General features: G+C 65.0%; 12 protein-coding genes. 8 read left to right on the top strand and 4 right to left on the bottom strand.

What is annotated here, in order from left to right:
• Positions 1-55: 55 nt before the first annotated feature.
• From ACX3O0_RS08040 to ACX3O0_RS08030, 3 genes are read left to right on the top strand one after another with little or no spacing between them, the layout of a single operon-like run.
• The gene (locus ACX3O0_RS08040) at positions 56-661 is read left to right on the top strand and encodes a TetR/AcrR family transcriptional regulator (RefSeq protein ID WP_459093515.1); all 606 of its coding nucleotides are present in this window, start codon (positions 56-58) and stop codon (positions 659-661) included.
• Complete coding sequence (locus ACX3O0_RS08035; protein ID WP_459107379.1) at positions 661-2,394, top strand: ABC transporter ATP-binding protein; 1,734 nt, start codon at positions 661-663, stop codon at positions 2,392-2,394. The genes ACX3O0_RS08040 and ACX3O0_RS08035 overlap by 1 nt, the downstream gene beginning before the upstream one ends.
• Positions 2,391-4,388, top strand: coding sequence for an ABC transporter ATP-binding protein (locus tag ACX3O0_RS08030; protein ID WP_459093517.1), 1,998 nt, complete (start codon positions 2,391-2,393; stop codon positions 4,386-4,388). Before ACX3O0_RS08035 ends, ACX3O0_RS08030 begins: the two co-directional genes overlap by 4 nt.
• 189 nt (positions 4,389-4,577) lie before the next feature.
• On the opposite strand, the gene ACX3O0_RS08025 is transcribed toward ACX3O0_RS08030, so the two are convergent.
• From ACX3O0_RS08025 to ACX3O0_RS08010, 4 genes are all read right to left on the bottom strand, one after another.
• Positions 4,578-5,642 (bottom strand): hypothetical protein, encoded by a 1,065-nt coding sequence (locus ACX3O0_RS08025; protein WP_459107378.1) that lies wholly within the window; start codon positions 5,640-5,642, stop codon positions 4,578-4,580.
• A 74-nt stretch (positions 5,643-5,716) separates the two neighbouring features.
• Positions 5,717-7,054 (bottom strand): NAD(P)/FAD-dependent oxidoreductase, encoded by a 1,338-nt coding sequence (locus ACX3O0_RS08020; protein WP_459107377.1) that lies wholly within the window; start codon positions 7,052-7,054, stop codon positions 5,717-5,719.
• A 14-nt stretch (positions 7,055-7,068) separates the two neighbouring features.
• Complete coding sequence (locus tag ACX3O0_RS08015; RefSeq protein WP_459107376.1) at positions 7,069-8,499, bottom strand: aspartate aminotransferase family protein; 1,431 nt, start codon at positions 8,497-8,499, stop codon at positions 7,069-7,071.
• Between the two features lie 2 nt (positions 8,500-8,501).
• Positions 8,502-8,975, bottom strand: a complete 474-nt coding sequence (locus ACX3O0_RS08010; RefSeq protein ID WP_459093521.1) for an Lrp/AsnC family transcriptional regulator — start codon at positions 8,973-8,975, stop codon at positions 8,502-8,504.
• A 121-nt stretch (positions 8,976-9,096) separates the two neighbouring features.
• Here ACX3O0_RS08010 and ACX3O0_RS08005 point away from each other — a divergent pair, with 121 nt between their 5' ends.
• The 5 genes from ACX3O0_RS08005 to ACX3O0_RS07985 all read left to right on the top strand — a co-directional run bounded on the left by ACX3O0_RS08005 (position 9,097) and on the right by ACX3O0_RS07985 (position 19,394).
• Positions 9,097-10,533: a gamma-aminobutyraldehyde dehydrogenase gene (locus ACX3O0_RS08005; protein WP_459107375.1), complete on the top strand. Its 1,437-nt coding sequence runs from the start codon at positions 9,097-9,099 to the stop codon at positions 10,531-10,533.
• A gap of 39 nt (positions 10,534-10,572) precedes the next feature.
• On the top strand, positions 10,573-11,112 hold the full coding sequence (locus tag ACX3O0_RS08000; RefSeq protein WP_459093523.1) for an FHA domain-containing protein: 540 nt from the start codon (positions 10,573-10,575) through the stop codon (positions 11,110-11,112).
• A gap of 2 nt (positions 11,113-11,114) precedes the next feature.
• Positions 11,115-11,906, top strand: coding sequence for a PP2C family protein-serine/threonine phosphatase (locus tag ACX3O0_RS07995; protein ID WP_459093524.1), 792 nt, complete (start codon positions 11,115-11,117; stop codon positions 11,904-11,906).
• 195 nt (positions 11,907-12,101) lie between these two features.
• Positions 12,102-13,520: a serine/threonine-protein kinase gene (locus ACX3O0_RS07990; RefSeq protein WP_459107374.1), complete on the top strand. Its 1,419-nt coding sequence runs from the start codon at positions 12,102-12,104 to the stop codon at positions 13,518-13,520.
• Between the two features lie 42 nt (positions 13,521-13,562).
• Entirely contained in the window at positions 13,563-19,394 is a 5,832-nt protein-coding gene (locus tag ACX3O0_RS07985) for an Ig-like domain-containing protein (protein WP_459107373.1), read from the top strand.
• Positions 19,395-19,413 lie beyond the last annotated feature (19 nt).

The following is a 19,413-nucleotide window of genomic DNA, read 5'->3' as shown; positions in this document are numbered from 1 at the left end:
GGCGCCGCAGAAGGCTCGACTTGGGAGTGAGCGCTCACTCAGTTAGACTCGGCGGGTGAACCTTGCGACGTCGATGGCACCCTCCGGCAGGGCCCGCCCGCTTCCGGTCGATGAACGCAGGGCGATGATCATTCACGCGATCACGCCGTTGCTGCTGACGCACGGACGTGACGTGACCTCCCGCCAGCTGGCCGAAGCCGCCGGTATTGCCGAGGGCACGATCTACCGGGCGTTCGGCGACAAGGAATCGCTTATCGAGGCGGCGATCGCGCACTACCTCGACCCGGAGCCGATGCGGTTCTCGTTGCGCGCGATCGACCCGGACCTGCCGCTGGAGACCAAGATCTTCGCCATCGTCCACGTGCTGCGAGAGCGATTCAACCTGGTGTTCCGCATCATGGCGGTCCTGGGTGCGGAGCGGCCGCCGATGCCAAGCCAGCGAAAGGTCTACTCCGAGATCATCGGGCAATGCCTCGCCCCGGACCTTGCCCGGCTGAACTGGCCGCCAGAACAGGTGGGCCACGTCATCCGCCTCATCACCTTCTCCGCCGCGTTCCCACAACTCAACGACGGGGTGGAGTTCACGACGGAGCAACTCAGCGCGATCGTCTTGTACGGCGTCGCCGGAAGCGCGCCCTGCGCCCACACAGAAAGCAACTGATGCTCCTTCGCATACTCCGCAACCACCTGAAGCCCTATGGGCAGTTGCTCGTCGCGGTCGGGGTGCTGCAGCTGGCACAGTCGCTGGCCTCGCTCTACCTGCCCAGCCTGAACGCCGACGTGATCGACCAGGGTGTCGCCAAGGGCGATATCGGCTACATCATCGCCGTCGGCGGCATGATGCTCGGAGTCACGCTGCTGCAGGTGGCCTGTGCCATCGCCGCCGTCTATTTCGGCGCACGGGTTGCCATGCTGCTGGGGCGTGACCTGCGGTCGTCGGTGTTCGCGAGAGTAAGCGAATTCTCCGAGCGTGAGGTGTCGCTGTTCGGGGCGCCATCGCTCATCACCCGCACCACCAACGACGTGCAGCAGGTACAGATGGTCGTCTTGATGACCTGCACGCTCTTCGTTTCCGCGCCGATCCTGGCGATCGGCGGGGTGATCATGGCGCTTCAGCAGGATGTCGGCCTGTCCTGGCTGATGGCCGTCAGTATTCCGGTGCTGTTGCTCTCGATCGGGGGCATCATCATCCGCATGGTGCCGATGTTCCGCATCATGCAGGAGCGCATCGACACGGTGAACCGGGTGCTGCGGGAGCAACTCATCGGCATTCGCGTTGTGCGGGCGTTCGTCCGGGAGAAGCACGAGACGGCACGGTTCGCCACCGCGAACCGCGAATTGACGGATGTCGCCCTCGGGGTCGGGAAGCTGTTCGCGCTGATGTTCCCGGTGGTGATGCTGGTGATGAACGTGTCCAGCGTGGCCGTCATCTGGTTCGGCGGCCTTCGCGTCGCCGAAGGCGACATCGAGGTGGGGACGCTGATGGCCTTCCTGCAATACCTGATGCAGATCCTGATGGCGGTCATGATGGCCACCTTCATGGCCGTGATGCTCCCGCGCGCTGCGGTGAGCGCCGAGCGTATCGGCGAAGTGCTGGAGACCGAGACCTCGGTCGTTCCGCCGGCGAACCCGGTGACGGAGCTGGTCGAACACGGGACTGTTGAGTTGGTGGGGGCATCGTTCGCCTACCCCGGCGCAGAAAAGCCGGTGCTGCACGACCTGAACCTCAAGGTGGACGGCGGTCAGACGGTTGCCATCATCGGCAGCACCGGCGCCGGTAAGACCTCCCTGGTGAACCTCTTGCCACGGCTGTTCGATGCGACCGGCGGGCAGGTACTGGTGGACGGTGTCGACGTGCGCGACCTGGACCCCGACCTGCTGTGGAGCCGGATCGGTCTGGTACCGCAGAAGCCTTACCTCTTCTCCGGCACGGTTGCGACCAACCTCCGCTACGGGAATCCGGATGCCACGGACGACGAACTCTGGGAGGCGCTCGAGATCGCGCAGGCGAAAAGCTTCGTCGAGGCCATGGACGGCGGACTTGACGCTGCCATTGCCCAGGGCGGAACCAACGTCTCCGGCGGGCAGCGCCAGCGCCTGGCGATAGCACGCGCGCTGGTGAAACGCGCAGAGACCTATGTCTTCGATGATTCGTTCTCGGCGCTGGATTCGGCGACGGATGCCCGGCTCAGGCAGGCCCTGCGCGTCAACGTTGCCGATGCCACCATGATCATCGTCGCGCAGCGCGTGTCAACCATCGTGGACGCGGACCAGATCGTGGTGCTCGACGATGGTGCGATCGTCGGTCGCGGAACCCATCAGGAGCTGCTTGATGGCAATGAAACCTATGCGGAGATCGTGTCGTCGCAATTGAGCGCCGAGGAAGCCCTATGAGCCAGACAGCTGTAGAAGAGACTCCTTCCGGGAAAGAGCCGGAGGCCGACGTTTCGAGCACTCGTGGCCCGGCTGTGGCCCGCGGGCAGGGACCGCACGGGATGCTCCCGCCGGAGAAGCCGCTGAACTTCTGGCCGTCGGCGAAGAGGCTGCTCTCCAAGCTGGCGCCCGAGTGGCTCTCACTGGCCTGGGTGTTCCTGCTCACGGTCGCCAGCGTGGTGTTCACGGTCATCGGCCCGAAGCTCCTCGGCGAGGGGACCACGCTCATCTTCGAGGGCGCGATTTCTGCCGGTCTGCCGGATGGCCTGAGCCAGCAGCAGATCGTGGAGGGCCTGCGCGCCCAGGGCGACAACCAGATGGCCGACCTGCTGGCTGGGATGGAGCTCACGCCCGGCGTTGGGATCGACTTCATGGCGCTCAGCACCGTGCTCTTCTGGGTGCTCGCCCTCTACATCCTGGCGTCCGTTTTCGGTTGGCTGCAGGCGTACGTCCTCAACTTCGTGGTTCAGCGGACCGTGTATCGACTGCGTGAAGACATCGAGGCGAAGATCAACCGGCTGCCGCTCGGCTACTTCGACCGGATGCAGCGGGGTGAGCTGCTGAGCCGGGTCACCAACGACATCGACAACGTCGCCCAGAGCCTGCAGCAGACACTGAGTCAGATGCTGACGTCGCTGCTGACGGTGATCGGTGTCATCGTGATGATGTTCATCGTGTCTCCATTGCTGACGGTGATCGCCCTGGTCACGATTCCGCTCACCGTGCTCATCACCGGGCTGATCGCCAAGCGTTCGCAGAAACTGTTCGTGGCGCAGTGGAAGCACACCGGCGAACTGAACTCGCAGATCGAGGAGAATTTCACCGGGCACGCCCTGGTGAAGGTGTTCGGTCGCCAGCGGGAAGTGTCGAAGGTGTTCGCGGACAAGAACGAGGAACTCTTCGCGGCCAGTTTCGGTGCCCAGTTCGTGTCCGGCATCATCATGCCGGCGATGATGTTCGTCGGAAACCTGGTTTACGTTGCGATTGCCGTGGTCGGCGGCCTGCAGGTCGCGAATGGTTCGATGCGGCTCGGTGACGTGCAGGCGTTCATCCAGTACTCCCGGCAGTTCACGCAGCCGCTCACCCAGCTGGGAAGCATGGCCAACCTGGTGCAGTCTGGTGTCGCATCCGCTGAGCGTGTCTTCGACCTGATGGATGCCGAGGAGCAGTCACCGGATGTCTCGCCCGCCCAGTCAGTCGGCGTGACGCGCGGACGGCTGGTCTTCGAGGACGTGTCGTTCCGGTACCAGCCGGATGTCCCGTTGATCGAGTCGGTGAACCTGGTGGCGGAGCCCGGTCAGACCATCGCCATCGTCGGTCCGACCGGCGCGGGCAAGACCACGCTGGTGAACCTGATGATGCGCTTCTACGAGCTCGACTCCGGGCGCATCACCCTCGATGGCGTCGACGTGGCGTCGATGACCCGTGACGACCTGCGGTCGCGCATGGGAATGGTGCTGCAGGACACCTGGCTGTTCGGTGGGACGATCAGGGACAACATCGCCTACGGTCGCACGGATGCCACGGAGGAGGAGATCCTGGACGCGGCGAGGGCCACCTATGTCGACCGGTTCGTGCACTCCCTGCCGGACGGCTACGACACGGTGCTCGACGAGGAGGCCTCGAATGTGAGCGCCGGCGAGAAGCAGTTGCTCACGATTGCACGGGCGTTCCTGGCGAAGCCGAGTGTGCTCATCCTGGATGAGGCGACCAGTTCGGTGGACACCCGCACCGAGGTGCTGGTGCAGCGGGCCATGTCGGCGCTGAGGTCCGATCGCACCAGTTTCGTGATCGCTCACCGGTTGTCGACTATTCGTGACTCGGACCTGATCCTGGTGATGGAGGCCGGGCAGATCGTCGAGCAGGGCACCCACACGGAACTGCTGGAGGCGGATGGCGCGTACGCACGCCTCTACGAGGCCCAGTTCGCGGGGCCGGTGACCGACGAGGTGTAGCTGTTTTCAGGGGAGGCTCAGCGGTTGCTGGTGCGCACGCATCGCTGGCGCGCGTACGGATCCGCGGCGCGTGGAAAGCGGCGCGGTCCGATCCGCGGGGCGCCGGTGCATATCTGCTAGCGGCCCACCGATCGGTGCGCGCACCCTGCGCGAGCGGATGCGACGCGCCGCTTTCGGGGCGGGCGCGCCCTAGCCGGCCTCTTCCACGCTGGCCTCGCCGCCGATGTTGAGGCCCCGCTGCAGGTCGGCGCTCACCTCATTCAAGCCCTCAAGTTCGATCATCGTGGCGTCGAACCGGTCGGAGCGTTCCTGTACCGAGGCGTAAAGGCTGTCCAGCTCGGCTTTCCGGCGCATCAACTCCTCGCGTTCTGCCTGCAACTGCCGGAACTCTTCCGGGCTGTTCGCCCGCGTGCGCGAGTTGAAATCCTCCACGTCCCGGTTCAGGTCATCGGTGCCGGCTGTATACCTGGCGTAGTCGGCCTCGATTTCGGCGCGGAGCGCATCCATTTCGGCGACCAGCTGGTCGGTGCGCGCCTTCAGCTCGACGAATACCGCATTGGCCGACGCGTGCAGCGCGGTCACGGCTGCGCGGTCGGTGAAGTACTGGGCGTAATACTCCTCCAACTCAGTTCCGAGCTCGGCGACTTCCGTTCCCAGGATGGAATGCAACTCGTTGGCGTGTTCGCCCGGCTCGATCCGCGCATAGATCGCCATCCGCTCGCTGAAGGCCGCGTTGCTGCTGTGCTTCTCATACTCCGCCTCGAGGAGTGCGCCGAGCCGTGCTCGTTCGTCGGCTCCCATCCGGTCCCAGGCGGCATGGAGCATCTCGTGCGCTGCCGTGATCTCCTCCGTGCCGTCCAGTCGCTCATCGGTGACGTCGTAGAGGTAGATGGTCTTGTTCGACGGCAGGTAACAGCCGAGAATGCCGAAACCGTCTTCGCCCTCGTGCGTTGGGCAGGACTCGGCGAACGCCATCGATGACTCGATGCTCGGCCTGCTGGCGTAGTAGAGGAATGTGCCGTGCTCGGTGAGTCCGAGGCGCTCGACGTGCCCTTCGACGACCGGGGTCGGCTCATACTGCCAGACGGTCACCTGGTCGATGATGGGTTGCGGATGCTGCACCAGGTAGATTCCGCCGAACACCACAGCGATCGCCAGTACGGTGGAGAGCCCGCTGGCGACCATGGCGCGCCGGGCACGCTTGCGGCGACCTTTCCGCACAGGAAGCAACGGCTCGGACTCGAACAGTGTCACCGGTGCCCCTCGCCTCTACGCCGATTTACAGGATACCAAGCCGCACCGACGCCGGGCGAGCACGACGGGCGCGCTCAATGCCCGGTGAGAGGCGCCATGACCATCGCGGCGATGGATGGCCGCCTGGTCAGCCTCTCTTCGGTGTCGGCGATGGTCATGGCGAGCAGGCCGAGGTTGGAGCCGATGAAGCGCAGCGGCTCCGGTTCCCACGCTGGTGAGTTGTGGCCGACCCAGGGCAGTCGGGTGAGGTCGGACTCTGTTTCGGTGATGAGGTCTGCCAGGGTGCGCCCGGCCAGGTTCGTGGTGCTGAGCCCGTCCCCGACGTAGCCGCCCGCCCAGGCGAGTCCCCGTTCCGGCTCGTAGCCGACGGTGGCATGCCAGTCACGTGGTACTCCCAGGGGGCCGCCCCAGGTGTGGGTGATCGCAGCATCCGCCGTCTGCGGGAAGAACTCGATAAGCGTCTTCCGCAGGTGTTCGAAGACCCGGGGTGCCCGGTCGTATTCCGGGCGGATGCTGCTGCCCCAGTGGTACCGGGCACCCCTCCCACCGAAGGCGAACCGGTTGTCGGCCGTGCGCTGCCCGTAGACCAGCAGGTGCCGATAGTCGGCGAAGGTCTGGCCGTGTTCGATTCCGATCTCAGACCAGGCCTCGTCGGTCAGGGGTTCAGTCGCGATCATCAGCGAGTAGAGCGGCAGTACCCGTCGGTGTGTCTTGGGAAGGGAGGCGCCGTAGCCTTCGGTTGCGATCACGACCGTAGTGCAGCGAACAGTTCCCCGGGTGGTGACCACCGCGCGCGGTGAGTAGTCGAGTACTTCGGTCTGCTCGTAGATGGTCACGCCGAGCCGTTCGACCACGCTCGCGAGGCCGCGGACGAGTTTGGCGGGGTGCAGGCGTGCACAGGCTGGGTCGAGCACGTAGTCGCGGTTTTCGGACCAGCTGAGCAGGTCGACGCCATACGCAGATGCTTCCGCGATGTCGGCCTCGGCGCGGGTGCGCTGGGCGTCCGAGTGCACGAAGGTCAGCGTGCCACCTCGGGCGAAGTCGCAGTCGATGCCGTTCTCGGCGGTGACCCGGCCGACCTCATCGACCGTCTCCACCATCGCCCGCCGCATTCGGATGGCAGCGTCTCGGCCGTGGCGGCGTTCCAGTCCCGTTGTCGAGGTCGGGAACAGCGCGGAACACCAACCGCCGTTGCGGCCGGACGCCCCGAAACCGGCGATCTCCTTCTCCAGGATGACGATGTTCAGCGATGGGTCACGCCTGGCCAGGTAGTAGGCGGTCCACAGCCCGGTGAGCCCACCGCCGACGATCGCTATGTCGGCGGTGAGGTCACCAGGTAACGGGGTGCGCGGCGACAGGTCGCCCGGCACGGTGTCATGCCAATACGACAGTGACCGGTACTGGTCACCCACGCTGCGTGCCTCGGTCAGAGCCGGGACCACGCCTCGGTCAGCACACCGCGCAGGATGCCTTCGATCTCGTCGAATTCGGCCGGCCCGATGGTCAGTGGTGGCGCCAGCTGGATCACGGGGTCTCCACGGTCATCCGCCCGGCAGTACAGGCCGGCGTCGTAGAGGGCCTTCGACAGGAAGCCGCGGAGCAGGCGCTCCGATTCCTCGTCGGTGAAGGTCTCCTTGGTCGCCTTGTCCTTGACGAGTTCGATACCGAAGAAGTAACCGTCACCGCGCACGTCTCCGACGATCGGCAGGTCGAGCAGCTTCTCGAGGGTCGCCCGGAAGATCGGCGAGTTCTCGCGAACCCGTTCGTTCAGCTTTTCCTCGGCCATGATGTCGAGGTTCTCGAGCGCGACGGCAGACGACACCGGATGCCCGCCCCAGGTGTAGCCGTGGTAGAACGTCGTGTCGCCGTGCTTGAACGGCTCGTAGATCCGCTCATTGATGATGGTCGCGCCGGCGGGGGAGTAGCCGCTGGTGAGTCCCTTCGCGCAGGTGATCATGTCCGGAACGAACCCGTAGGTCGTCGACGCGAACGTGTTGCCGATGCGGCCGAACCCGGTGATGACCTCGTCAGCGACGAGCAGCACGTCGTACTTGTCGCAGATCTCGCGAACGCGCTGGAAGTAGCCGGGGGGCGGTGGGAAGCATCCGCCGCTGTTCTGCACCGGCTCCAGGAACACCGCGGCGACCGTCTCCGGGCCTTCGAACAGGATCATCTCTTCGATGCGGTTGGCCGCCCACAGCCCGAAGTGCTCGAGCGAGCCCTTGTCACTCGAGGTGTCGAACCCCATCTCATCGGCGCGGTAGTAGTTCGTGTTCGGCACCCGGAAGCCTCCGGGGGTAACCGGTTCGAACATCTCCTTCATCCCGGGAATGCCGGTGATCGCCAGCGCTCCCTGTGGCGTGCCGTGATAGGCGATCGCGCGGGAGATGACCTTGTGCTTGGTGGGCCTGCCCTGGAGCTTCCAGAAGTACTTCGCCAGCTTGAACGCGGTCTCGTTGGCTTCACCGCCGCCCGAGGAGAAGAACACGCGGTTCAGGTCGCCGGGGGCCTCCGCGGCCAACCGGTCGGCGAGTTCGATGGCGGTCGGATGCGCGTACGACCAGGTGGGGAAGAACGCCAGCTGCTCCGCCTGCCTGGCTGCCGCCTCGGCGAGGCGTTTGCGGCCATGTCCCACGTTGACGACGAAGAGGCCGCTGAGCCCGTCGAAGTACTTCTTGCCCCGGCTGTCCCAGACGTGGTGGCCTTCACCGCGCACGATGATGGGAACGCCGTGGCCGTCTTCCATGACGGACTGCCTGGACATTGCCATCCAGAGGTGGTCTTTCGCCTTCTGCTGGAGTACCGCATCCGTGGCGTCGCTACCGGACGGGGTGACTGCTTGTTCTGTGATTGTCATGGTTATCGTGTTCCCCAGTTGTAGAACTGTTTCTCGAGTTTCAGGTAAACGAACGTTTCGGTCGATTGCACGCCCGGTATCCCGCGGATTTCCTTGTTGAGCAGGTCAATGAGGTGCTCGTCGTCTTCGCACACCACCTCGGCGAGGACGTCGAAGTTGCCTGCCGTCATCACCAGGTAGTCCACCGCCGGGATGCGTGCCAGGCGTTCGATGACGTCGGTCGTGTCTCCGGATACGCGGATGCCGACCATCGCCTGTCGATAGAAGCCCAGCTGCATCGGGTCGGTTACCGCGACCACCTGCATGACCCCGGATTCGGTGAGTCGCTGCACGCGTTGGCGTACGGCGGCTTCGCTCAGCCCGACCGCCTTGCCGATTTCGGCGTACGACCGTCGGCCATCCACCTGCAGCTGTTCGATGATCGCTTTCGAGATATCGTCCAGCTGATTGTGCTTGGCCTTGGGAACCGGTGTCATATTCCGATTGTGTCAGTGAAATGATATTCAGACAAGTGATTCCGCACGCTCACAGCTGATATTCAACGAAATCAGTGGTCGCGGTAGTGCGCCGCGAGTACAAGCTGGCTATCGTGGATGGATGAGCGAACGCGAACTCCAGAACTTCGTGGGCGGCGACTACGTCGATTCCACGTCCGATTCTTCTTTCCCCGTCATCGATCCGGCCACCGAGCAGGTCTATGCGTCCTCGCCGGTGTCGAATGCCGCCGACGTCGACAACGCCTACCGTGCCGCTGAGGCGGCATTCGACGGGTGGCGCGAGACCACGCCTTCCGAGCGCCAGCTCGCCCTGTTCCGGATAGCGGATGCGATCCAGGCCCGCGCAGAGGAATTCGCGGATGCCGAATCCCAGGACACCGGGAAGCCACGCGCCACCCTGGTCGACGACGAGATCATGCTGTCGGTCGACCAGATCCGCTTCTTCGCCGGGGCGGCGCGCAACCTCGAGGGCAAGTCCGCCGGTGAGTACCTGAAAGACCACACCTCCTTCATCCGGCGAGAACCGATCGGTGTTGTCGGGCAGGTGACCCCCTGGAACTATCCGCTGAACATGGCCGTATGGAAGTTCGCCCCCGCGCTCGCGGCCGGGAATACCACCGTGCTCAAGCCGAGCGACACCACCCCGCTGTCCACTCTGCTGCTCGCCGAGGTCGCCGCCGAGTTCCTGCCGCCAGGCGTGCTGAACGTGATCACCGGCGACCGCACGACCGGTGCCGCGATGATCGAGCACAAGACGCCGCAGCTGGTTTCGATCACGGGCTCCGTGCGAGCCGGCATGGAGGTGGCGAGGGCGGCGTCGGCCGACCTGAAAAGGGTGCATCTTGAGCTGGGAGGCAAGGCTCCGGTCATCGTCTTCGACGATGCCGACATCCAGAAGGCTGTGGAAGGCATCACGGCGGCCGGATACTTCAACGCCGGGCAGGACTGCACCGCGGCAACCCGGCTGCTCGTGCAGGAGGGCATCCACGATGAGTTCGTGGCGGCGCTCGCTGCCTACGCGCGTGACAACGCGAAGACCGGGGCGCCCGGTGACTCCGGCATTCTGTTCGGTCCACTCAACAATGCCGGGCAATTCGAGCGGGTCTCCGGAATGATCGACGCCCTTCCCGACCACGCCAACCTGGAGCTGGGCGGAAAACGACAGGGCACGAACGGGTACTACCTGGAGGCCACCATCGTCTCCAACCTGCGGCAGGACGACAACGCAGTGCAGAACGAGATCTTCGGGCCGGTGATCACCGTGCAGAAGTTCAGCGACGAAGCACAAGCGCTCGCCTGGGCGAACGACGTTCAATACGGATTGGCGTCGTCGGTCTGGACCCGCGACCACGGTCGTGCCATGCGCTGCGCCAAGAACCTGGACTTCGGATGCGTGTGGATCAACACCCATATCCCCATCGTTGCCGAAATGCCCCACGGTGGGTTCAAGCATTCGGGTTACGGCAAGGACCTGTCCCAATACGGCTTCGAGGACTACACCCGCATCAAGCACGTCATGTCGTTCATCGGGGCATAATCCGGCCGGATACTCCGGCACTGTCGCTAGGCTTGCCCTGTGGAGCAAGATCTTGATGACACCGTCATCAAGCCACCGCGCCCGCTGGACCATCGCCTTCCCGACGAGAGCGACACCTTTGTGCGGATGCGACATCCCGCCCAGGAGGGGGTCGACCGATCCTCGTCTCTCGGCTCAGAGCCACGGCACGGTTCGGCCGATTACGGCTTCGTCGTCAATTCGCACCAGCCGATCGGACTCGACCGGCCGGCGTACCTTGGCCGCAAGCCGAGCGCTCCGCGGATCACGACCGGCAGCACTCCGCGCCTGGTGCGCGTCCCGTCACCGCTCGGCGAGGTTTCCAGCACCCACCTCGAACTGCGCCAGGTGGGTACCGTGGTGATCGCGACCGACCTGGGGTCGACGAACGGAACCCAGGTGCGGCAGCCGGGCTCAGCACCGATCCGGTTACGCCAAAGCGAATCCGTCGTCGTCACTCCGGGGTCCGTGATAGAAATCGGCGATGGCAACGTGATCGAAATCCATTCACTGAGGCGGTCCTACCCGCCCGATCCCCACCCTGGAGCAACACACTCGTGACCGTGATCGGACAGAGTACGACCAACCACACCGTCAAGGTGCCGGGTGCAGAGCGTCCGGCGGTGCTGTCCTGGGGGCTCGACACCCACACCGGCTACCGGCGCAGGCACAACGAGGACAGCCTGGTGGCGAAGCCGCCGATCTTCGCCGTCGCCGACGGTATGGGGGGCCACTCAGCCGGAGACGTGGCAAGCAAGGCGGTTGTCACGCGGCTCGGCGAGGCTGCGGAGGGTGAGGTCACCACCGCAGAGATCATCGACGCTGCGCTGAAAGCCGCCACCGGCGACATCTCCCTCGCAGCCGATCATTCGCACCTCGGCGTTGGCACGACAGTGACCGGCGCGGCGCTGATGGCGAAGGGGGGAGTGCCGCACTGGGCCATCTTCAACGTCGGCGACTCCCGGGTCTATCTCAGTGAGAACCGGAAGCTGAACCAGGTGACCGTGGATCACTCGGTCGTCCAGGAACTCGTCGATGCGGGCATGATCAGCGCGGGCGAGGCTGAACAGCATCCCGACAGCAACATCATCACGCGTGCGGTCGGGTTCAACGCCGATCCGGTCACCGATTACTGGCTGATCCCGCTGCGCAAGGGCATGCGGTTGCTTCTGTGCTCCGACGGCTTGACCAAAGAGGTTGCCTTCGAGCAATTGGAACAGCACCTGGCGGCTGGACACCCCCCGGACCGGACCGCGTCGCTGCTCGTCGACGCCGCCCTGGCTGCCGGCGGTCGCGATAATGTGACGGTGCTCATCGTCGATGTGGTCGAAGGTCCGACCGGCGACGACGAGTGACCCACTCTTTGCTGGCATGATTCCGGATGTCCATGTCCCCAGATTGGGGGGTGAGGGATACCCTGCGGTGTTGGTGAACATCCGCTATATGGCGATGCGCGATGCTTAGAATGAAGGGCGACGGGGGCGATTGCACAGCGTCAATCGCGCTGTCTGTTGAGGCGGCCGGAACGAGAGAGTAACTCTGGGGGGAACATGGTCAGAAGACTGCCGTCGCAGCCTCCCGTGTTGCCCGGGTTCTCGCACATCCACATTCTCGGATCCGGCGGATTCGCCGACGTCTTCCTGTACGAGCAGAACATGCCCAGGCGCCAGGTGGCAGTCAAGGTGATGCTCAGCGAGATCGTCAACGACCAGGTGCGCCAGATGTTCCAGGCCGAAGCGAACCTGATGGCCCAGTTGAGCGCTCATCCCTCCATCCTCACGGTGTACCAGGCGAGCGTCTCATCGGACGGACGCCCGTACCTGGTGATGGAGATGTGCTCTTCCGCCCTGAGCGAGCGCTATCGCCGAGAGCGGGTTCCGGTTCCCGAAGTGCTGAAGATCGCGGTCAAGATCGGAAGCGCGGTCGAGACCGCTCATCGCGCCGGGGTGCTCCATCGCGACATCAAGCCGTCCAATATTCTCCTGACCGCCTACGGGCATCCGGTGTTGTCCGACTTCGGCATCGCAGCGACGCTGAGCGAGGCCGAGAACCAGGAGTCGGTGGGGATGTCCATACCGTGGACCGCCCCCGAGGTGCTGCTGGATGAGACGCCAGGGACGGTCCAGAGCGAAGTCTGGTCTTTCGCGGCGACCGTGTACTCGTTGCTGGCTGGCCGATCGCCGTTCGAGGTGCCGGGGTCACCGAACAAGTCGGCCGACCTCATCAATCGGATCAGCCAGGCGAAGATGCAACCGATCGGCCGACCGGATGTTCCCGCCAGCATCGAGCGCATCCTCAAGAGGGCCATGTCGCGGAACCCGGCCTCCCGACCGGACAGCGTGCTGGAGGTGGTGCGCGAGCTGCAGTCGATCGAGACGGAACTCGGGCTCGCGCAGACACCGATCGAGGTCGCGATGGACGATTGGGCGCTCGCGACCGTCGCCGACCTGGAAGACCGCACTCGGGTTCGCGGGGTTGCCGGGGCAGTGACAGGAAGCGGCAAGCGCCGGCGCCGTCGATCGCGCCAGGATGCGAGTTTCGCGCCCATCGGAACCGTTCACCGTCCGACGGAGGGCGGGGCAAGCACCGTATCCCGTATCGCCACGCACCCGAAGGGCATCAAGCTCCTGGCCTGGGGCATGGTGGTCATCGCGCTCCTGGTGCTCGCTCTCGGCATCACGGCGACGTTCGTGCTCATCCAGTCCGGGACCTCGACGATTCCGACTGTGCAGGGCATTCAGGCCAGTCAGTCGGAGGATTCGATCGAGTTCACCTGGGAGGACCCGGGAATCGCCGCGGACGACCTGTACCAGATCACGACGCCGGATGGCACGCTCAGTCCGCAGAAGGCGCCATCCTTCGTGGTCGACGCGCAGCCGGGAGAACGTGTCTGCATCACCGTCAGTGTCAACCGTTCAGGTACGACGGGTCCCGCGAGCAGCCAAAAGTGCGTCATCTTCTCGGAGTGACCGACGATGTTTAGAAGGTGGGCCGCACGGCACAGGTCACTGGTGTCCACGGTGGCCAGCGGGTTCGTGATCGCATCGCTGATCGCGACCATTGCGGTGATCTCCACCGGCTATGCGTCGCAGCGCATGGACCTGAACGACTCGTCGGTGTGGGTCGCGAACGGCACAGAGCAGGTGATCGGTCGCGCCAACACCGCGGTGCTGGAACTCAACACCGTCGTGCAGGCCGCCGGCAATGAGATCGAGGTGGTGCAGCGCGGCACCGAGGTGCTGCTCTTCGACCGCGAGAACAACACCGTCGATATCGTCGACCCTGCGACATCCACGATTGAAGACAGTGCGCCAATGCCGACCGATTCTCCCGAGGTCTACCTGGCCGGCAACAACGTCGTCATCCACGCCACCAGGACGGGAGCGGTCTGGATTCTCCCGTACACCGAGTTGGCCAACTTTGACGCGGCAACGGAGCCGACCCTGAACTTCGGTGAAGACTCCATCGCCACGGTGTCCGACCAGGGTGTGGTCTTCGCATTCTCGGCAGACACCAGCAAGGTCTACCGGGTCGACGCGACCGCGCCCGCCGTCGTCAGCCAGAGCCAGGATGTCGATGTTTCGGCTCCGGGCGACGACTTCGAGATCACCTCGGTCGGGGATGCCTGGGTGCTGTTCAACCAGACCACTCGCGAGTTGGTGACCCAGGAACGAACCATCGATCTTGCCGACGCAGCCCCGTCCACGGAAGATGCTGCCATCCAACGCCCGTCGCCAGCCGACGATTCCGTACTGGTGGCGACCGGGCCGGCCCTGTTGTCCGTACCCCTGGACGGCGGAACGATTCGCGAACTCGTCTCCGGGCAGTCCGGCAACGCCATTGCGCCCGTCATCGTCGACGGCTGCAGCTTCGCAGCCTGGACCGGCGGGAACGCCTGGCGCCAGTGCGCCGGCGCTGAAGGAACGACACTGGCGCTGATCGGGCTGGAGGCGGGAAGCAGGCGGACGACGTTCGCGGTCAACGGTGATCGCGTCGTGCTGAGCGATCCGGCCAGTGGCAACGCCTGGGCGGTGCAGCAGGGCGGTGAACTCATTGCGAACTGGGATGAACTGATCCTCGCGGAGGAAGACCAGCGCGAGGTAGAGGAGATCGAAGAGGACACGCCGCCGGAGTTCGAGAAGGACCAGGTACCACCGGTCGCCATCGACGACGCATTCGGCGCCCGCCCCGGGCGAACCAGCGTGCTTCCACTGCTGCTCAACGACTACGACCCCAACGGCGACGTGCTGGTCATCACCGAGGTCGTCCCCATCGATCCGAACCTCGGCCGCATCGACGTGATCAACAACAGTCAGCAGGCACAGCTCAGTCTCGCGCCCGGCGCAAGCGGCGAGATCTCGTTCGGCTACACGATCAGCGACGGACGCGGTGGGGTCGCGCAGGCCACAGCAACCGTCACCATCCGCAGCCCTGAAGAGAATTCGCCACCGGTGCAGGTCCGGCCGACGAAGGCATCCGTCGCCCAGAACGGCAGGGTGTCCACCCCCGTGCTCGGCGACTGGCTCGACCCGGACGGCGATGCGTTCTACCTGGCCGACGCGGGTGGATCCCTTCCCGACCAGGTCAGCCACAAGCCGGAGGGAACCGTCGTCTTCCAGGAGGGCGGTGCAGCGGGTCAGCTTCGCTCGATCGCGCTGACCGTGTCAGACGGGTCGGCGCTGGGCTCCGGATCTATGTCGGTCACCGTTCGTGCCGCCGGCGATGTGCCGATCATCGCCGACCCCTTCGTAGTCCAGACCTACGCGGGCCGAGAAGCCACGGTAGAACCGCTGAACCATGTGCGCGGCGGAACCGGCGTCATCCGGCTGAGCGGCGTCCCGGCGAAGACCGGGGCGACCATCGAATCGAGTGTCGAGACGGGCACGTTCCGATTCACCAGCGACCAGATCCGCACGCACTACATCGAATACGTGGTGACGGATGGCGACCAGACCGCCACGGGACTGGTACGAATCGATGTGGCAGCGCCACCAGACGCCAACTCGAAGCCGATCACCATCCCGAAGACGATTTTCGTGAAGACGCTGAGCAGCGAGACCATCCGCGTGGCTGCCACCGATATCGATCCGGCCGGCGGCGTGCTCATGGTGACCGGAGTCGACGACCTGGGCGTGGCATCCGGAGTGCGGGCGGAGGTGCTCGAGCAGCGGGCCATCCGGGTGACGCTGACCGCGCCGCTCGACGCCGGCACGCTGAGCTTCGGATACCGGGTCAGCAACGGCCTCGCCGAGTCTGAGGGCGTGGTCACGGTGGTCGAACTGCCACAGCCGGTGCGGGCACAAGCGCCGGTGGCGACGGATGACACCGTCTCCGTGCGGCTGGGTGACGCTATCGACATCCCGGTGCTGGCCAATGACGTGCACCCGGATGGCGAAGAACTGACGCTCAACCCCGAACTGGTCTCAGGGCTGAAGCAGGGTTCCGGACTGCTGTTCGCATCCGGGAACAAGCTGCGTTACCTGGCGCCGAAACAGACCGGCAACTTCACTGCGGTTTATGAAGTCGCAGGGCCCGACGGGCAGGTAGCGCAGGCGCAGGTGCGTATCGCCGTGCGGGAGGCCATCGAGGCAACCAACACCGCGCCCGTGCCACAAGTGGTGACGGCGCGGGTGCTGGCAGGGGAGAAGGTCAGCATCCGGATCCCGCTCACCGGTATCGACCCGGACGGGGACTCCGTCCAGTTGATTGGGCAGGAATCGAACCCGGAGAAAGGCGCCGTCAGCCAGGTCGGAGCCGACTTCATCGCGTACGAGGCCGGTGGCTACTCGGCTGGAACCGACACCTTCACCTACACCGTGATGGATGGCCTGGGTGCCCGGTCCATCGGAACGGTACGGGTCGGAATCAGCCCCGTCACCAGCGGACCCCGCAACCCGGTGGCGAACCCCGATGTTGTGCGGGTGCGGCCAGGGGGCACTGTGTCGGTACTGGTGCTCGCCAATGACTCGGATCCAGGCGGGTCGCCGCTGACGGTGACCGGCGTCGAGCCGAACTCGCCAGACATCGTCGCCGTGATCGAGGACAACATCGTCACCATCACGCCGCCGGAGGAGCCGGCTCGCTATGGTCTCGTCTACACGATCGAGAATGAGTTCGGCGGCACCAGCTCCAACTTCATCACGGTCGAGGTCGACCCGGTCGCGCCATTGGCGTACCCGGTCGCGTTGGACACCGTGCTCACTCTCACCGACATCCTCGACCGTGAAGTCATCGATGTGGACGTGCTTCGCAATGTCTTCTTCGCGGATGGCAACTCCTCGGCACTCCGCCTCGGCCTGCTCGCCGGTTACCGGAGTTCCGCGGTCATCACCGCTGACAAGCGCATGCAGGTCACGGTCGAGGATGCCAGCCAGATCATCCCGTTCTCGGTCGCTCACCCAGAGGACCCCGACATCGTCTCCTATGCCTTCGTATGGGTGCCTGGCTACGACGACGCACTGCCACAGCTCGACCGGCGTGCCAACCCGCTCACGGTGGAGAGCGAGTCCGAACTGATCATCGAGCTTGGCAAGCGGGTGATCACGATCGGTGGGCAAGCCGTGCGCCTGACCGACAGCGCGACCGTGCGGGCGACACACTCCGACGGCGGGGACCTGGTCGTCGACGAGAACACACTGAAGTTCACCTCGGCAGACAAGTATTTCGGCCCGGCCTCCATCTCGTTCGAGGTGACGGACGGCACATCCGCTTCCGATCCGAACGGGCGGAAGGCGACGCTGGTGCTGCCGATCACGGTAACGCCGCGCGAGAACCAGGCACCGGTGTTCACCGGCGGGGTCATCGACTTCGAACCTGCAGAAGAGAAGGTGCTCGACCTGGTCAAGCTGACCAACTATCCCTACGAGGACGACATCGATGAACTCGCCTACACGGTCATCGAACCCCTGCCGGTCGGTTTCAGCTATTCACTGAGTGAGAACACCCTGACTCTGCGCGCGAACGCCGACGCCAGCAAGGGAGCGAGTACCGGGCTCACCCTCGGAGTTCGGGACGACCTGAGCGTTGGCCAACCGGGTCGGATCCAGCTGAACGTGGTGGCGTCGAGCCGGCCCCTCGCTTCACCGGCGCCGGATACCGCGATCGTGAAGCGTGGAGAGACCACCGTCGTCAATGTGCTGGCGAACGACGAAGCGACCAACCCGTTCCCCGGCCGGGCACTGAAGGTGGTCGACATCCGCGGGCTGGGCGGTGGAAGCCTGCCTGACGGTGTCACGGTCGTGCCGAGCGCCGATCGGAGCCGTCTGACGGTCACCGTCTCGGATGGTGCCCTCCCAATCGACACCTCGTTGCAGTACCAGGTCGCAGACGCCACCAGCGACCCGGACCGCCGCGTCTGGGGGACGGTAACCCTGTCGGTGCAGGATGTGCCCGACGCACCGATCGCGCCGACCCGCGCGGTCGCGGAGTATGTCGGAGGCGTCGTCACCCTGAGGATCACGGCTCCAGCATTCAACAACTCCCCGATCACCGGCTATCGCGTCGTCAGCACCAACAACGGCGGCTACAGCAAGGATTGCGGGCTTCAGCTCCGCTGTGACCTGACTGACCTCACGATCGGTGCGATGTACGAGTTCCGCGTGATCGCCACCAACGGGATCGGCGACTCTGAGCCGAGCCCGGCGAGTACCCCGGTCAGCGCCGACTACCTGCCTGCCCCAGTCGGAGGTATCACCGCTGTTGCCACCAACGCCGCGCCCGCCGGCGGGGCGATCACCGTCAACTGGAACCGGGTAGCCGACCCCAACCCGGGAACCGCGGTCTCCGGCTACACCGTCAGGATCACCGGCAGCAACGTCGATGCGGCCATCAACGTCGGGCCGGGCGCCAACTCCCTGGTCGACACCACGGCCGGCGGCCAGCTGGTTGCGAATCAGCAGTACTCGGTGACCGTCTATGCGCGAAACAGCGCGCAGGCTTCTGATGCCCAGTGGAACCGTAACCCGGCGGTCACCGTCACGACGGTCGGTCCGCCTTCTGCCGTGCCAGGGCTCGCTGCCGTCGTGCACGACACCTCGGGCAATATCAGGGTGGAGTGGGCGCCGGCTTCCTGGAACGGCGCAGTCTCAGGTACCTACTCGATCGGTAGGGTCGACGTCGGTGACCCGGTTCCCACCAGCTGCGACGGTACCGGCCTCAATAAGGGAGTGAGCCCCGCGTCCAGCGGCTGGGTGGACACCCACGTCAACGACGGCGACCAGTATGTCTACATCGTCTATGCGGACAACGGAATGTATTGCACACCCACGGTTTCCGGACCGGTCGAGAGCAAGCGGCCCCCCGGCCAGGCGAGCGGAAGTGTCGCGGTGGCGCATAGGGGCGGCGGATTCCATGATGTTGCAATCACATCGCTCTCGGTGGCATCCGGGACCGCTGTTCGGTACGAGTACTCGCTGGGTGATGGCGTATGGCACAATGCGACCGTCGGCGCATTCATCTCCGTTCCCGGGTCTCTGTACGGGTCAACGGTAAACGTGCAATTCAGAGGTTGCCGCGACGCGTCGGCAAGCTACTGCGGAGCGTCATCGAGTGTGTATTCCGCGATGCCCATGGCAACGCGGGCTGATGTCGCGAGCTGTGCCTCCGGAGCCCCGCTTGAGGGAATCGTCATCCTTCCGCTCAACCCCGGGGCGAGCGCCAGCACAGTGACCTACCAAGTGTCCTATGAGCACCTCGGACTTCTGTGGGGCGCCTTCAGAACTCCTGACCCGGGCGAAACGGTACCTTGGGACGCCACGGGAATCCGGGTCAAAGCGACCGTGACCATCGACGGAACCACCCGCACCGACCCCGACTTCGCCGAGTCGCGATGCCCGACTCCATGACACCGACAAGCGCCGGAAA

This window comes from Homoserinimonas sp. A447 (assembly GCF_054489325.1).
Note: the sequence above shows the minus strand (reverse complement) of the source record. Positions and strands in the feature narration are given on the sequence as shown.

Coding starts and splice junctions, on each gene's coding strand:
- ACX3O0_RS08035 (WP_459107379.1), top strand. CDS start 661: ATGCTCCTTCGCATACTCCGCAACCACCTGAAGCCCTATGGGCAGTTG.
- ACX3O0_RS08030 (WP_459093517.1), top strand. CDS start 2,391: ATGAGCCAGACAGCTGTAGAAGAGACTCCTTCCGGGAAAGAGCCGGAG.
- ACX3O0_RS08015 (WP_459107376.1), bottom strand. CDS start 8,499: ATGACAATCACAGAACAAGCAGTCACCCCGTCCGGTAGCGACGCCACG.
- ACX3O0_RS08010 (WP_459093521.1), bottom strand. CDS start 8,975: ATGACACCGGTTCCCAAGGCCAAGCACAATCAGCTGGACGATATCTCG.
- ACX3O0_RS08005 (WP_459107375.1), top strand. CDS start 9,097: ATGAGCGAACGCGAACTCCAGAACTTCGTGGGCGGCGACTACGTCGAT.
- ACX3O0_RS07990 (WP_459107374.1), top strand. CDS start 12,102: ATGGTCAGAAGACTGCCGTCGCAGCCTCCCGTGTTGCCCGGGTTCTCG.